The 13,040-nt window shown below is 64.3% G+C and carries 14 protein-coding genes; 11 read left to right on the forward strand and 3 right to left on the reverse strand.

The annotated features are described in order from the left end of the window. The first annotated feature begins 207 nt into the window (after positions 1 to 207). The 7 genes from WHZ77_RS03055 to WHZ77_RS03085 all read left to right on the forward strand — a co-directional run bounded on the left by WHZ77_RS03055 (position 208) and on the right by WHZ77_RS03085 (position 4,169). Positions 208 to 762 (forward strand): 2OG-Fe(II) oxygenase, encoded by a 555-nt coding sequence (locus WHZ77_RS03055; RefSeq protein ID WP_375312331.1) that lies wholly within the window; start codon positions 208 to 210, stop codon positions 760 to 762. A 122-nt stretch (positions 763 to 884) separates the two neighbouring features. After that, complete coding sequence (locus tag WHZ77_RS03060; RefSeq protein ID WP_375312332.1) at positions 885 to 1,190, forward strand: PqqD family protein; 306 nt, start codon at positions 885 to 887, stop codon at positions 1,188 to 1,190. Continuing rightward, positions 1,180 to 2,136: an HPr kinase/phosphorylase gene (locus WHZ77_RS03065; RefSeq protein WP_375312333.1), complete on the forward strand. Its 957-nt coding sequence runs from the start codon at positions 1,180 to 1,182 to the stop codon at positions 2,134 to 2,136. The genes WHZ77_RS03060 and WHZ77_RS03065 overlap by 11 nt, the downstream gene beginning before the upstream one ends. Further along, entirely contained in the window at positions 2,133 to 2,966 is an 834-nt protein-coding gene (locus WHZ77_RS03070) for a sulfotransferase domain-containing protein (protein WP_375312334.1), read from the forward strand. Before WHZ77_RS03065 ends, WHZ77_RS03070 begins: the two co-directional genes overlap by 4 nt. Then, a complete protein-coding gene (locus WHZ77_RS03075) occupies positions 2,963 to 3,241 on the forward strand; it encodes a hypothetical protein (protein ID WP_375312335.1) in 279 nt (92 codons plus the stop codon). The genes WHZ77_RS03070 and WHZ77_RS03075 overlap by 4 nt, the downstream gene beginning before the upstream one ends. Positions 3,242 to 3,523: 282 nt before the next feature. Continuing rightward, positions 3,524 to 3,934: a lasso peptide biosynthesis B2 protein gene (locus WHZ77_RS03080; RefSeq protein WP_375312336.1), complete on the forward strand. Its 411-nt coding sequence runs from the start codon at positions 3,524 to 3,526 to the stop codon at positions 3,932 to 3,934. Next, positions 3,909 to 4,169, forward strand: coding sequence for a hypothetical protein (locus WHZ77_RS03085; RefSeq protein WP_375312337.1), 261 nt, complete (start codon positions 3,909 to 3,911; stop codon positions 4,167 to 4,169). The genes WHZ77_RS03080 and WHZ77_RS03085 overlap by 26 nt, the downstream gene beginning before the upstream one ends. A gap of 6 nt (positions 4,170 to 4,175) precedes the next feature. Here WHZ77_RS03085 and WHZ77_RS03090 read toward each other — a convergent pair whose 3' ends face one another. Further along, positions 4,176 to 6,041: an asparagine synthetase B family protein gene (locus WHZ77_RS03090; protein ID WP_375312338.1), complete on the reverse strand. Its 1,866-nt coding sequence runs from the start codon at positions 6,039 to 6,041 to the stop codon at positions 4,176 to 4,178. A gap of 306 nt (positions 6,042 to 6,347) precedes the next feature. Here WHZ77_RS03090 and WHZ77_RS03095 point away from each other — a divergent pair, with 306 nt between their 5' ends. Continuing rightward, complete coding sequence (locus tag WHZ77_RS03095; protein ID WP_375312339.1) at positions 6,348 to 6,626, forward strand: hypothetical protein; 279 nt, start codon at positions 6,348 to 6,350, stop codon at positions 6,624 to 6,626. Between the two features lie 13 nt (positions 6,627 to 6,639). On the opposite strand, the gene WHZ77_RS03100 is transcribed toward WHZ77_RS03095, so the two are convergent. Continuing rightward, complete coding sequence (locus WHZ77_RS03100; protein WP_375312340.1) at positions 6,640 to 7,782, reverse strand: helix-turn-helix transcriptional regulator; 1,143 nt, start codon at positions 7,780 to 7,782, stop codon at positions 6,640 to 6,642. A 309-nt stretch (positions 7,783 to 8,091) separates the two neighbouring features. Further along, on the reverse strand, positions 8,092 to 10,116 hold the full coding sequence (locus WHZ77_RS03105; RefSeq protein WP_375312341.1) for an ATP-binding protein: 2,025 nt from the start codon (positions 10,114 to 10,116) through the stop codon (positions 8,092 to 8,094). Positions 10,117 to 10,368: 252 nt separating this feature from the next. On the opposite strand from WHZ77_RS03105, the gene WHZ77_RS03110 reads away from it, so the two are divergent. Genes WHZ77_RS03110 through WHZ77_RS03120 form a run of 3 tightly spaced genes read left to right on the forward strand, consistent with a single transcriptional unit; the run spans position 10,369 to position 13,035 of the window. Further along, positions 10,369 to 11,031 (forward strand): FABP family protein, encoded by a 663-nt coding sequence (locus tag WHZ77_RS03110; RefSeq protein ID WP_375312342.1) that lies wholly within the window; start codon positions 10,369 to 10,371, stop codon positions 11,029 to 11,031. A 22-nt stretch (positions 11,032 to 11,053) separates the two neighbouring features. After that, positions 11,054 to 11,755: a RibD family protein gene (locus tag WHZ77_RS03115; RefSeq protein WP_375312343.1), complete on the forward strand. Its 702-nt coding sequence runs from the start codon at positions 11,054 to 11,056 to the stop codon at positions 11,753 to 11,755. A gap of 8 nt (positions 11,756 to 11,763) precedes the next feature. Continuing rightward, positions 11,764 to 13,035 (forward strand): flavin monoamine oxidase family protein, encoded by a 1,272-nt coding sequence (locus tag WHZ77_RS03120; protein WP_375312344.1) that lies wholly within the window; start codon positions 11,764 to 11,766, stop codon positions 13,033 to 13,035. Positions 13,036 to 13,040: the final 5 nt, after the last annotated feature.

The following is a 13,040-nucleotide window of genomic DNA, read 5'->3' on the forward strand; positions in this document are numbered from 1 at the left end:
TATTGAAGACACCACGGGCGTTCAACTCCGACCAAGCCGAATGACGAAAACCACGAGAGCACGCGACGCCGCGATGGCGGAACAGGCGGTTCAGCACAATGTGCGGCAGCCATCAACCAGTCGGGACCGTCGCAATTGATCGCACTTCAAAGGGCTATCGAGCAGCCGCCGCCCTACAGACGAGTCGAGTCGTTTATGGGAGAGGCGTTGGTCGAACGGTTGCTGGCTTACGCAGCACGTCGCGAAAACGATTTCGTGTCGACACGCATCAGCAAGGGCAGGGTGAACGAAACCATTCGGCTCTCGCGCATGCTCAGGGACTTTGGTGACCTACGTCCGGAGATCGAGGCGCGTTTCCTCGGTGTCGTCGAATGGGCCATCCGGGATCTCGGCCTCTCCGCGGTCAATCTTGCCCCGCTGGAACTTGAACTGGTGGCCCATGGCGACGGCGCCTTCTTTTCGGAGCATATTGATACCGCAACGGACGACCCTCACGCGCGTTCGGCGCGGGCTTTGACGGGCGTCTATTATTTTCACCGTCGGCCCAAGGGATTTAGCGGCGGCGATCTGAGGCTGTATGCGATGGCGCCCGCCGCGGACGGCGAACGACGTTTCGTCGATCTGCCGCCGGGCCCGGATACGCTCCTCCTGTTTCCGTCATGGGCACCGCATGAGGTGCAACGGGTGTCCTGCCCGTCCGGTGCGTTTCTGGACAGCCGCTTTGCCATCAATTGCTGGTACCGCCACCAATGGGCGCAATGAGAGGCCGCGAAGGCTGGCTCAACCCGTTGATGTCAGGCTCGCCTGGTTCTGGCTGGTGTGCCGAATCCAGATTTGTATCTGCAGCACGAAGACGGTAAGGGTCCTCAGTTTTTGTCGATGCCGTGAAAGTCAGCGTTTCTCGTATGCCGAACACCTTGAGCCTTACCGACACAATATCCCGGGCGCAGAAGCACCTCGCCACTGAAGTTGACGGCAATTTCATCCTGATGAGTATCGAGGCTGGAGTATATTGCGGGCTGGACGAGATCGGCAGCGACATCTGGCGCCGCCTGGAGCGGCCAGTGACCGTCGAAACGCTCTGCCAGGCCATGGCGGCGAACTACCGCGGCGATCGCGAGCAGATTACAGCCGACGTTCTCGATCTGCTCGGCTCCATGCGCGATCAGCGGCTGATCAATGTCGGCTGAGCCGGTCAGAGCGACGGCCGCGCCGGGCGGCGATCTGTTCTTGTGCGGCTGGCGTGTCCGCTCCGACCTCGTGCTTCCCGAACTGGCGACGTGGAGCGGAGACGACCGGAAGCCGGATCTGACGATTCGGATCGGCGCCGTCCCGGCGAGGCTCGATGACGCGCGCGATGTCTCGCCGCTGTTGCAGGTCAATTCGCAGAGGCAGGCCCGCCTGTCCATCGACGGCGTCGCGAGCTATTGGCTGCGCAGTTCGCACGAGATTGTCGTCGATCCGCAAATTGCCGTGGAGTCCCCCGACATCCGCACGTTCCTGTTCGGCACTGTTCTCGGCCTTCTCGTGCACCGCCGTGGTCTCGTTCCCCTCCACGCATCGTGCATCCGGATCGGTGGCAAGGGGATTGCGATTTCCGGCGTGTCGGGCGCCGGCAAATCCACGCTGGCAGCCGCCCTGACGCGGCGCGGCCACACGCTGGTGTCGGACGATATCTGCGTGATCGATACCGGCGCTCCTGGAGGGCCGGTCGTGAGACCGGCGTTCCCGCGCGTCAAACTATGGCAGGATTCCCTGGAGGCCATGGGTCTGGGATCGGACGGCCTGGAGGCGAACCGCTTCGGTCAGCGCAAATATTACCTGCGCTTCGCCGGAGCTGCCGACTTCCAGACCGCGCCGGTGCCGTTGAAAGCGGTTTATCTGCTCCGCGCTCAGAATGTGGCTCTCAGCGGTCAAGCCGATATCGAAAAGCTGTCTCCGATGACCGCGGTCGCCGGGCTGAACGATCAGATCTATCGAAAGCGGACGGCCGCCATCTGGGGACGGGACGGCGAACTCTTCAAAGCCATTGGACAGATTGTGAGTGCCGCCGACATTTATCGCTTGAACCGCCGGACCGATTTTTCCGAGCTCGATTCGTTGCTGCGGAGCATCGAGGACGACGCGGTGTCATGAGCGGGTTGCACCTGATCGCGTCCTATCCGAGATCGGGCAACACTTGGGTGCGGGCGTTGTTGACGGCCCTCATGCGAGGCGATGGCTCGCTCAATATCAACGCGCTGGAGGGACCGATCGCCTCCGATCGCTCGTTTTTCGACAATGCGCTTGAAGTCGAAACGTCCGATTTGCTGCCCGATGAGCAACGCCGATTGCGACCGCTTGCCCATCGGGCGGTCTCGCCGCAGGGACGATCATTTCCGATCAAGACACATGACGCGTGGCTGCCGGCGCCGGGGGCTGCCGAGCCACCGTTTCCGCGGGAGGCCGTAGGGGCCGTGGTCCTGATCATCCGCGATCCCCGCGACGTCGCGCCGTCGTTCGCGACCTATTACGGGATCACGGTCGACGAGGCGATTGCATGGATGGCGAAACCCGGATTGTCGATTGGCAACAGCACGCAGGGCTTGAGACCGCAATTGCCGCAACTCGTCTCCAGCTGGAGCGCTCATACCGCAAGCTGGCTCGATTCAGGGCTCAATCTCACGCGCGTGCGTTACGAGGACTTGCTCGCCGCTCCATTGCCGACATTTGCGGCCATCGCGCGGGCTTTCGGCCAATCCGCGCCGCCGGAGCTGCTGGCCTCGGCAATCGACGCCGGTCGTTTTGACAGGCTGCAGGCTGCCGAGATCCGTGAAGGCTTTCGTGAGTCTTCGCCCGAAGCGCCGAACCGCTTTTTCGGCGCAGGTACCGCCGGCGGGTGGCGTCAGCGGCTGACGGCAGCGCAAGCGAACCGCATTCTGCGGGATCATGGCTCCATGATGCGGGATCTCGGCTACGAAGATTGAGTGAGATTTTTCCCGTCGCCTTCTTCGGGTACCGCATGGCCAGAGCCGCGGATCCGCTTTTCAAATTTTGTTTTCCCGGCGATGATAATATCGTAGAGGGAGCTTTGTCTTACGAGGATGAATCGATGCAGGAGCCTGATAGCGCGGCAGAACAGCAACCCGCTGTGGAGGTGCCCGTTTTGGAATGGCACAGGCCGGTCATGATCATCTTGCAAGCCAACAGCGCTGAAAACAGTCCGGGCGGTTGGCCGGATGCGGGCGTTTTTTACTCGTAACCTGTTGCGGCGCGCTCTGTGGCGTCCTGCTGGACGAGATGGGCAGCGACGTCTGGCGGCGCTTGAAATTGACTTCCTGATACGGCGCGGCCAAGAGCTGGTGTCGGACGATATGTGTGTGATCGATACCGTTGCCGTTGCCGTCGGCGGGCCCTTGGCCCGGCCGGCAGGCCAAGCGTATCAATTGCGATCACGGTTTGGCCGTGCGGAAGCCGGGCTATGACAATTGGGCGACGCCCGGTCCGCTCCAGAGTCTGGGCTCACCGCCGCGAAATTCTGCTTTTGGCCGAGGCCGTCCGCGAACTTGCCCTCGCTGCCGTCACCCTGAAGCTACGACCCTTCGCCCGCGTTGCGCGTGATCTCACCCGCCCCGCCGGTTCGGCGGTGGTCGGCGATCCAGACCTGCTGTCGAAGCGGGTGCGCTGGGCTGTTCTGGCCGCGTCCAGACGCGTGCCGTGGCGCTCGGTCTGCTTCGAGCAGGCAATCGCCGCGCAGCGCATGTTGGGGCGGCGAGGTGTCGCCGCCGATCTGGTCTATGGCGTCCGGAAATCGGAGCAGGGCCTGGACGCGCATGTCTGGTTACGTCTTGCTGACGGATGGACCGTGGTCGGCGGCGAGCAGGCCGGGCTGTTTCGGCCCATTGCTCTCTTCCGGTCCGGGCAGGACGATGTCATCGTTCCGCCGGAAGATTGAAGCGCGTGCGATCCAGTTGGTGCCGCCCATGAGGTGTGGTAAAGTCGCGATCACGAATTGCCTTGAGGGAACTGCCGTGCAAGAGCCCGAAAATATTCAGGACTGCGAAGCTCAGGTTCCGAGCGCCGACGCCCCTGTTAAGGATTGGCACAAGCCTGTACTGACCATCGCTCCTGCGAGCAACGCGGAAAACCTTCCTGGCGGCTTTCCCGATGCTGGAATCGATTTTTCCTGAAAGGGATCACTCGTTGCCGCCCTCGAAGCGGCGGAGGAAGCGCCCCGTCGCCAATCCTCGTGCCAGCGCCAGCCGGTAGTCGTAGGCGACCTTGGCCCGGTGCCATCCACCGTCGGGCCAGTTATCAAGCAGACTGCGAAGGCGCGGCAGATCGAGACTGGCTTTGGCCAGGGGGCTTCGTTCCAGCCTTTCGATCTCAGCCTCGATCTCCGGCCGTGCCGCGATCAGATGACGCGACCAATCCGCTGCTTGCAGCCCCTTGCGCCGCTCGAGCCTGACGATGTCGGGCAGAATTCCCTGCATCGTGCGACGGATCAACGAACGGCTCTCTCCCTGAAGCAGAAATTGTTCGGCTGGAATGGCAAGGCAGAATTCGATCAGGCGTCGGTCGCCGGTTGGATCACAATGGGTGAAGCCGAATTTGCGCTTGTAAGATCGCCAAACCATCGCGCCGTCGGTCCGCCCGAAAACCGCGAGTCGCACATCTTGCCGGCCCAGGGCCGAATTGCTGACATTGCAGGCCATGGCTTGTGCTTCCTCCAGGACGCCCAGGCGGTCGGCGAAATCGGACCGTAGCGCTGAGTGCTCCCGCAGTCCTCGTTCCGGCCGGCCAAACAGCCGGCGCAGGAATCGGCGCAAGCCTGGCGGCAGCAAGGGCGCGATCACCCGGTTGCCGAGCGAAGGCCACGACGTCCCGGTGCGATGGAGCGTCCGCAGATGCCCGGCAAGCGTGATCCAATCGCGTTCGCGCGCCAGCCGGGTGAGGTAGCCGAAGCCGTCATAGCTGATCGTCATGTTGCCTTTGTCCCCGCTGAGCATCACTGTGACGCCGCGGCGTTTGGCTGCCTCGCCGAGCGCATGGATCCAGATCTGATTCATCGCGTTCACGGCGGGGACGCCGGAGGCATCGCCGATCTGATCGAGGACATCGAACAGGGCCGGCCCCTCGTTGGGCACCAGCACATGATCGATATTGGGATAGGCCTCCGCCACCCGCGCCGCCAGCGGGCCTTCGTCCCAGATGCGATCGCGATAGGCGCTGCCATCGAAGCCCGGGATTGGAACGGCAGTAAAGGCCGACAGCCGCAGCCCACGCTCGTCGAGCTGACGCGCTGCGAGTGCCGTGACGCTGGAGCTGTCGAGGCCCGCGCTCAAATGGCTGCCGACCGTGGCGGCGCCTGCGATCCGGCAGCGGATGGCCTGGTCCAGCAGCGCGCGGATGGCTTCGGCATAGTCCTCGTCACGCGGGAGCCGGATGGGACGCAATTCTTCCGGCCGCCAGTAGCGCAATTGTCGCGCGTTGCCGTGCTCGAACAGAGCGACATGCCCTGGGATCACCCGGTCGATGCCGCGATACAGCGTCCCCGCACCGTCATACGGCAGCAGCGCCAGCGAGCGCGCGACCCAGCGCTCGTCGATTTGCCGCTCGATCTGCGAATGCGTCAGAAGGCCCCGAGGCTCGGTTGCGAAGAAGATCCGGTTGCCGTCACGCCAAAAATGCAGCGGCTGGAATCCCAGCGCGTCGCGCGCCAGCAGCAGGCGTTTGGTTTCGCCGTCCCATACGGCGCAGGCGAAATCGCCGACCAGCCGCAGCGGAAAGTCCAGCCCCCAGCGTCGGTAGGCGTGAATGACAATGTTTGCAGCCGACGGACCGGTGCGCGGGACGTCCGGCTCGGTGACGTCGTCGAGGCGGCCGTGAAACAGGGCGACGATCGGCCCGGCGACTGCAATCTCCGCGTCGTCGCAGACTCCCAGCATGATACCGGTCTCGCGATGCCAGCGGGGCCTGGCTGGACCGAGGGCCATGGCCCGCAGGACGCGCGGCAGATCCGGCATATCACTGGTGAAATTGATCGCGCCCGCGATGGTCATGCCGCGGAGCCATCAAGGCCGGACGGGGTGACGAAGAAGTGGCTCAAGGCGTGTCCTGCTACGTTATCCATGACGCCGGGATGTCCCGCTTCCCGGCTCGATGTAGCGGGCCTTCGGTCAGATGCCAATGGGATCTCCACGGCCTTGCCGTCAACCCACCACGCTGCATGCGGACGGAAAGATCGGGACTTTGTCCGTAAGGGTCTGGCCTGCGGATAGTGGAGAGAGTGCAGTTAATTCCGGAACCGGATCGTGTGCCGCCATTGGCATCCTGCTTGCTCAGTTGGAGCCAACCCCACGCCCAACATGCTGGGCCGTTTCAGGTTGAGGCAAACGATGCAGAAAGTGTCCCGTTCTGGTGCGGCTGGAGAACTCCAGCTCAATGCGCTGATCGCCGATTTGTGGTGGCGTGTCCGGCTCATGAACACCGACATTCTCGAAGAAGAGGCCCGAGCCGGGGTGTTTGACGTGCGAGAGCCGACATATCCGCTGCTCGCGCTCAACCTTCGATCGCGTCGCGACAATCTGGTCTCGACGATCGGCGTGCTCGAGCAACGTACGAAACCGGCGTCCGAAGCGGCTTGAGAGCGGTCTTCGGCTACACCGGAAACGTCAGCGACTTCGCCAGCCTGACCAGATCGACCTGGCGCCGGCACCCTGTCTTCTCGAAGACATGAAACAGGTGGCTCTTCACGGTGCTGAGGGAAATGCCGAGCAATTCACCGATTGCGGCGCGCGTCTGTCCCTCGCAAATGAGCTCGAAGATGCGAATCTCGGCCGGCGTCAGGTCGTAGAGCTGGTTGAGCGCATCGTGAGGCATTCGCGGCGGCCCGGAGGCGGACGCCACGAACAGAGCGGCGGCGGCGCGCTGGATTAGGCCGGATCGCATGTGGCTGCGTCGCAGCGGCAGAACGTGAATGACAAAGGGGTCGCCACTCGGGCGCGGGATCGGGATGCCGATGCCGCTCTGGCCGAGCGTCGCCTCGTCCTTCGCGGCCTGCGCGACGGCGGATTGCAATGCGCCGGTGGTCGCCGTGGATTGAACGGCGATCCGGCCCTGTCGATCGACGATCGGGTCACCGGCCGCGAGCATGGAAGTGGCTGCGGCGTTGGCGTGAACGATCCTCGAATCTTCGTCCGCCAGGATGACTCCGACCGTCAGGGCCTCGACTGTTGCCGCAAACGTCGCGGCTTCCACGGCCTTCATGTCGAAGAAGTGGCTGATCGTCACCGCCCGGCGGATGTGAGGCGCCAGAAGGCGCAATCCGCCGACCTGCGCATCGTCAATGGATCCGGCCGATTCATGCTGGCTGAAGATCGCATTGCCGACCATCGCCTTGTCGCGAACGAGGCCGACGGCAACTGCGTCGAACAGGCCCCTGGGCAGGGCCCATTCGCGATAATAGCGATTGCCGGCGATCACGTCCTGTCGGACGGCCTGGGATTGAACGATCGGCTCCCCCAGCGGATATTGCTGAATGCGCTCGGCGCCGCCCCAGAGCGCGATGATGTCGGCGCCGTAGCCGATACCGTTCTGCGACATCTGGGCAAGGTCGCTCCCGGAGACCGCGTTGACGACGGCCTTCATATTGGTGAGGCTGGCGACCGAGAGCGCGCCGGTGGCAAAACCGAACTCGGTGCAGATGTCGTCCAGAATTCCGGTCCAGCGTTCAGGCGTGATCACACAATCATAGATACCGCCGATGAGATCCGAGAATTTTTCGACCGAAGCCTGCTGCATTCCAAACCACTCGCTTGAAAATCACTGACGTCACTTGAAAGCTATAGTCGGAGCGGCTTCATCGCCTATGGCGAATTTCACAATCCTGAGACCATGGTCTTATCACTGCGATTCCGCGGAGCAAGCGGGAACCCCGAGCACGAGCTCTTGTCGCGCCTGGCATGATTTTCTCGGATGGCGTGCCGCGCGCGGAATGCGCGATTCCAGTACGCGTTCTGCGCGAGGCTGATTAAAATTGTGGCAGACGCGATGTAGCTTTCGCTCCTCTAGCCGCGCTGTACACGATCGCTCAAGCGGGCTGCTTATTCCCTACCGTCCCACCTTCGCCAAATTCGCCAAACTCGCCGCCAGCTCGTCGCTCCGGAACGGCTTGGTCAGCCGCGAGAGGTCCGGCGTGATGCCTTCGTTGTTGGCGTAGCCTGAGACGACGAGGATCTGCAGTTCGGGATATCGATTGCGCAGCGCGAGGCCGAGGTCCGTCCCGCTCATGCCCGGCATCAGATGGTCGGTGACGAGCAGGTTCGGCCGCAGTCCGTCGCTAACGCGCTGAAGCGCGTCCTCGGCGGAGGCGGCCTCGACGACCCTGTAGCCAAGCTCGCTCAGCATCTCGGCGGTGCTCATGCGCACCAGAGGCTCGTCATCCACCAGCAGCGCCGTGCCGACGGGGAGCGGCCGCAGTTTGGGTTGCGGGGCCGTGTCGACCGCGGCCGCGGCCGCGTGGCTGACCGGCAGCCACAACTCCACCGTCGTTCCCGCGCCCACGGCGCTCCTGATCGTCAGCGCGCCGCCGAGCTGCGATGCGAGGCCGTGGACCATCGAGAGGCCGAGGCCGGTGCCTTGTCCGACACCCTTGGTCGAGAAGAACGGTTCGACGGCATGGGCCAGTGTCGTTTCGTCCATGCCGATGCCGGTATCGGCGACCGAGATGCAGATATAGGCACCGGGTGCCAGGCCCGATTTGTTCTCGCTGGCAACGGTCCGTGCCTTGGCGGAGATGCGCAATCCGCCGCCGTCGGGCATGGCGTCGCGGGCATTCACGCTGAGGTTCAGGATGGCCATCTCGATCTGGTTGGGATCGGCCATGGCTTCGGGAAGGCCTTCCGGTGTGTCCACCGTCACCTGGATTTGCGGCCCGGTCGTGCTCGAGATCAGATCTCCCATGTCGGCAACGAGCTGGCCGATGTTGACCGGAACAGCCTGGAGCGGTTGCCGGCGCGCGAAAGCAAGAAGGCGCTGGACCAGCGTCTTGGCACGCTCGGCTGCCTGTGCCGCGCCGGCGATCAGGCGATGCTCGCGCTCGCCGCCGATGCCCTTGCGCTGAAACATGTCGAGCAGGCCGACGATCGGCGTCAGCAGATTGTTGAAGTCGTGCGCAACGCCGCCGGTCAGCTGGCCCATGGCCTCCATCTTCTGCGCCTGTCGCAGCGCCTCCTCAGCCTGCGCGAGCCGTGCCTGCTCCTCCAGGCGGTCGGTTACGTCCGTCCCGGTCAGGAACGCGCCGATTCGCGTACCGTCGGGCGCGCGCAGCGTTTCGAACTTCATTTCGAACACCCGGCGGTCGAACCTGGGATCGCCGAACTCATCGATGTTTGTGAAGGCTTCGCCGCCCAGCGCGCGGGTCCAGATCGCGGTTGTCGCAGCGAGATGCTCGGGCCGGTCGGCGAGGAATTCATGCAAGGAATCGCCGACCTTCGGCCGCTTGCCGTAGATGCGCTCATAAGCCTCGGCGCAGGCCGTGTTGATGGCGAGCCAGCGATAGTTGAGGTCGAGGGCCTGAATCTGCCCGTCGGTGGTTTCCACGATCGTGGCAAGCAGGTGCCGCTCGGCGGTCCGTTCGGTCACGCGCTGCTCGAGCGTGGCATTGAGCTCCCTGTAGCGCGCTTCGCTCGCCCGCAACTGCTTCTCGCCAAGAACACGTTCGGTGGTCTCGGAAACGATGCAGAGCACACCGCCGACCGAGCCATCGTCATCCGCCACCGCAGAGTAGGAGACGTCCCAGTAACTCGTCTCGCCATAGCCATGGCGCTCGACGTAGAACGGACGATCCTTGGCGGCGAATGTCCTTCTCGTTTGGCGGACGCCGGCAAGGAGCGGTTCGAGATCGTCCCACAGTTCGCCCCAGTTCTCGATCGCGGGGCGGCCGAGGGCGCGGGGGTGATTGGCGCCGATGCCCGGCGCGTAGGCGTCATTGTACAGCGCCACGTAATCGGGCCCCCAGAACAGGACGATCTGGGCCTGGGCTGCCAGCAGCATACCGACCGTCGTCTTCAGGGCCTGGGACCATTGGCGGGGATGACCGAGCGGCGAAGCCGACCAGTCGAGAGCGCGCATCATGGCGCCAAGCTCGCCCCCTTCAACGAGGAAGCCCATATCAGTTGACTGCCGAGCAGCTCTCTCAGACAGCACCGGACCCCCTCGCGACGCGTGACCATAGGCAGGTGCCCTTGAACATCCTGCCCAATCGAGCCCCAATTCAAGGACTCTTACTCAAGGGCCGATAACGCACCGGGCGGAATCTGGTTCCATTGCAGTCGATTCGCGCCATCCTTGTGCTATTGCTGCTCCCCGCAACGACGCGAGGCCCCCATGCTCCCCATTCCCGCCGACATCTTCACCGAACCCGAGGACGTCTCGCCCGACGGCCTCGCCAATCTCGGCCCGCTCCGCCGTCTTGCCGGCGTCTGGCAGGCGGACAAGGGCATCGACGTCAATCCAAAGGCGGAGGGGCCGGAGCGCCGTACCTTCATCGAGCACATCCGGATGGACCCGATCGATCCGCAGGCCAACGGGCCGCAGCTGCTCTACGGGCTGCGCTATCACATTCACATCAACACGCCCGAGGAAGACATCACCTTCCACGACCAGGTCGGCTACTGGCTGTGGGAGCCCGCGACCGGGCTGATCATGCAGACGCTGGCGATCCCGCGCGCGCAGGTGCTGCTCGCGTTCGGCAACGCCAAGCCGGACGATCGAAAGATCGCGGTCACGGCGAAGCGCGGCGACACCGCCTACGGGATCTGCTCGACCGATTTTCTCGAACAGGCTTTCCGCACGGACTCTTACCGCTGCGACATCACCTTCAACGATGACGGCAGCTGGACCTATCTGATCCAGACCGAGTTGTTCGTCCGCGGCGCGCCGTTCAATCATCACGACAGCAACACGCTCAAGATGGTCGCGCCGCCGAAGCTCAATCCGCTCGCGGCGATCGTGAACGATCGCGCCAAAGGCGGTGGGCCGGCCGCGTGAAAACGAATTCCGGAGATTTCGCATGAAGCCCTACGTCATCTGCCTGATGGCCTGCAGCCTGGATGGGCGCACGCATCCCAGCCGCTGGCGTCCGAAGGGCGTTGGCGGCGACTGGTTCGAGAAGATCCATGACGAGCTTGGTGGCGATGCCTGGGTGATCGGCCGCGTCACCGGCTCGGAATTCGCCAAGGGCAAGCCGTATCCCGAGACGTCGCGCGAAGAGTTTCCGCGCGAAAACTGGATCGCGCGGCGCGATGCGAAGACTTATGGCGTCGTGCTCGATGCGCACGGCAAGATCGGCTGGGGCCGCTCGGACATCGGCGGCGATCCGATCGTCGTGGTGCTGACCGAGAGCGTGCCGGATGCGCATCTGGCCGGGCTCCGCTCCGAAGGCGTGTCCTATATCTTTGCCGGCAAGTCCGAGATCGATCTGGCCCTGACGCTGGACATCCTCAACCGCGAGCTCGGTGTAAAGCGCCTGCTGGTCGAGGGCGGCGGCGTCGCCAATGGCGCGTTCCTGCGCGCCGGCCTGATCGACGAATTCAACCTGATCCTCAGCCCCGCGATCGATGGGGCCAGGGGCGCACCCTTCGTGTTCGATTCGACCGAAGCCGACAGCGAGCAGCGCGCGCCGCTGACCGCGATGACGCTGGAGAGCACGCGCGATCTTGGCGGCGGCGTCTTGCTGCTGCGATACCTTATCCAGAACGACGTGAGCAAGTAGTCATCGGCATGTCGGGGCAATCCGAGCACATTGTCATCGTCGGTGCCGGCGCGGCCGGGCTGATGACGGCGCGCGCGCTGGCGCGTGCGGGCAAATCGGTGACGATCCTGGAGGCGCGCGAGCGCTGCGGTGGGCGTATCCATCCGCTGCCGGCATCGGAATTCGGCTACCCCGCCGACGCCGGCGCCGAATTCATCCATGGCGATGCGCCCGTCACGCGCGCGTTGCTGCGCGAGGCGGGGTTGTCGTCGCAGCTGATCGAAGGCCAGCAATGGAGCTTCGACGGCGCCATGTTGGCGCGTGAGGATCGCCACGATCCGCACGAGGCCGAGTTGCATGCCGTGCTCGGGCAGCTGAAGGACGACCTTACCGTCGCCGATTTCCTGCGCCGCCATTTTGCCGGCGACGACTATGCGCGGCTGCGCTATTCGATCGAGCGGATGGTCGAGGGCTACGACGCCGCCGACCCGGAGCGCGCCTCGACGCTGGCGCTGCGCGCGGAATGGATGGACGGCGGGCACCATACCCAGGCGCGCATCGTCGGCGGCTATGGCGCGCTGATCGATTTTCTGGCGGAGGAATGCCGCAGGCACGGCGTTGCGATCCGCCTTGGCAGCGTGGTGTTGGCGATCACAGAGGAGAGGGGCGCGCTGGCGGTCCGCTGCGCCGGCGGCGACGTGCGGGCCTGCGATCGCGTCGTCCTCACCGTGCCGCTGCCGTTGTTGCGCGACATCGCCCTGCCCTCAGCCGCACGCGCGAAAGCTGCGGCTGCGGACGACATCGGTTTCGGCAGCGTCATCAAGATCCTGCTGCGGTTCACGCGGCCATGGTGGCGCGAGCGGCCGGAAGATCTCGCGGACATGACCTTCCTGCTGTCGGACCAGACCATCCCGGTGTGGTGGACGCGGTATCCGGATCAGCATCCCGTTCTTACCGGCTGGTTCGGCGGCTCGCGGACGGCGGATCTGAACGGCCTCGATTCGCAAGAACTGATCGATGCCGGGCTGGGCTCGCTCGCCGCCATCTTCGGCCTGCCGCGCGATGAGATCGCGCGCGACCTCGTGGCGGCTGCCGCGACCAACTGGGCGCACGATCCTTTCGCACGCGGCGCCTATTCCTGGGCGACGCCGCGGACGCGTGCGGCGCAGACGATCCTCGCGCGGGCCGACGGCCCGGTGCTGTTCTCCGGCGAAGCGCTCTATCACGGAAGCGACATGGGCACGGTCGAAGCGGCACTGGCGAGCGGGCTGGAGACGGCGAGGCTGATCTTGCGTGGATGAAAAAG

Origin of the sequence: Bradyrhizobium sp. A5, from assembly GCF_042076515.1 — a bacterium.
GTDB classification, from domain to species: domain Bacteria; phylum Pseudomonadota; class Alphaproteobacteria; order Rhizobiales; family Xanthobacteraceae; genus Bradyrhizobium; species Bradyrhizobium cosmicum.

What these genes read in the sequence shown, in the direction of transcription:
- WHZ77_RS03065 (WP_375312333.1), top strand. Translation starts at nt 1,180, where the DNA reads ATGTCGGCTGAGCCGGTCAGAGCGACGGCCGCGCCGGGCGGCGATCTG.
- WHZ77_RS03070 (WP_375312334.1), top strand. Translation starts at nt 2,133, where the DNA reads ATGAGCGGGTTGCACCTGATCGCGTCCTATCCGAGATCGGGCAACACT.
- WHZ77_RS03085 (WP_375312337.1), top strand. Translation starts at nt 3,909, where the DNA reads ATGTCATCGTTCCGCCGGAAGATTGAAGCGCGTGCGATCCAGTTGGTG.
- WHZ77_RS03090 (WP_375312338.1), bottom strand. Translation starts at nt 6,041, where the DNA reads ATGACCATCGCGGGCGCGATCAATTTCACCAGTGATATGCCGGATCTG.
- WHZ77_RS03095 (WP_375312339.1), top strand. Translation starts at nt 6,348, where the DNA reads ATGCTGGGCCGTTTCAGGTTGAGGCAAACGATGCAGAAAGTGTCCCGT.
- WHZ77_RS03100 (WP_375312340.1), bottom strand. Translation starts at nt 7,782, where the DNA reads ATGCAGCAGGCTTCGGTCGAAAAATTCTCGGATCTCATCGGCGGTATC.
- WHZ77_RS03105 (WP_375312341.1), bottom strand. Translation starts at nt 10,116, where the DNA reads ATGATGCGCGCTCTCGACTGGTCGGCTTCGCCGCTCGGTCATCCCCGC.
- WHZ77_RS03110 (WP_375312342.1), top strand. Translation starts at nt 10,369, where the DNA reads ATGCTCCCCATTCCCGCCGACATCTTCACCGAACCCGAGGACGTCTCG.
- WHZ77_RS03115 (WP_375312343.1), top strand. Translation starts at nt 11,054, where the DNA reads ATGAAGCCCTACGTCATCTGCCTGATGGCCTGCAGCCTGGATGGGCGC.
- WHZ77_RS03120 (WP_375312344.1), top strand. Translation starts at nt 11,764, where the DNA reads ATGTCGGGGCAATCCGAGCACATTGTCATCGTCGGTGCCGGCGCGGCC.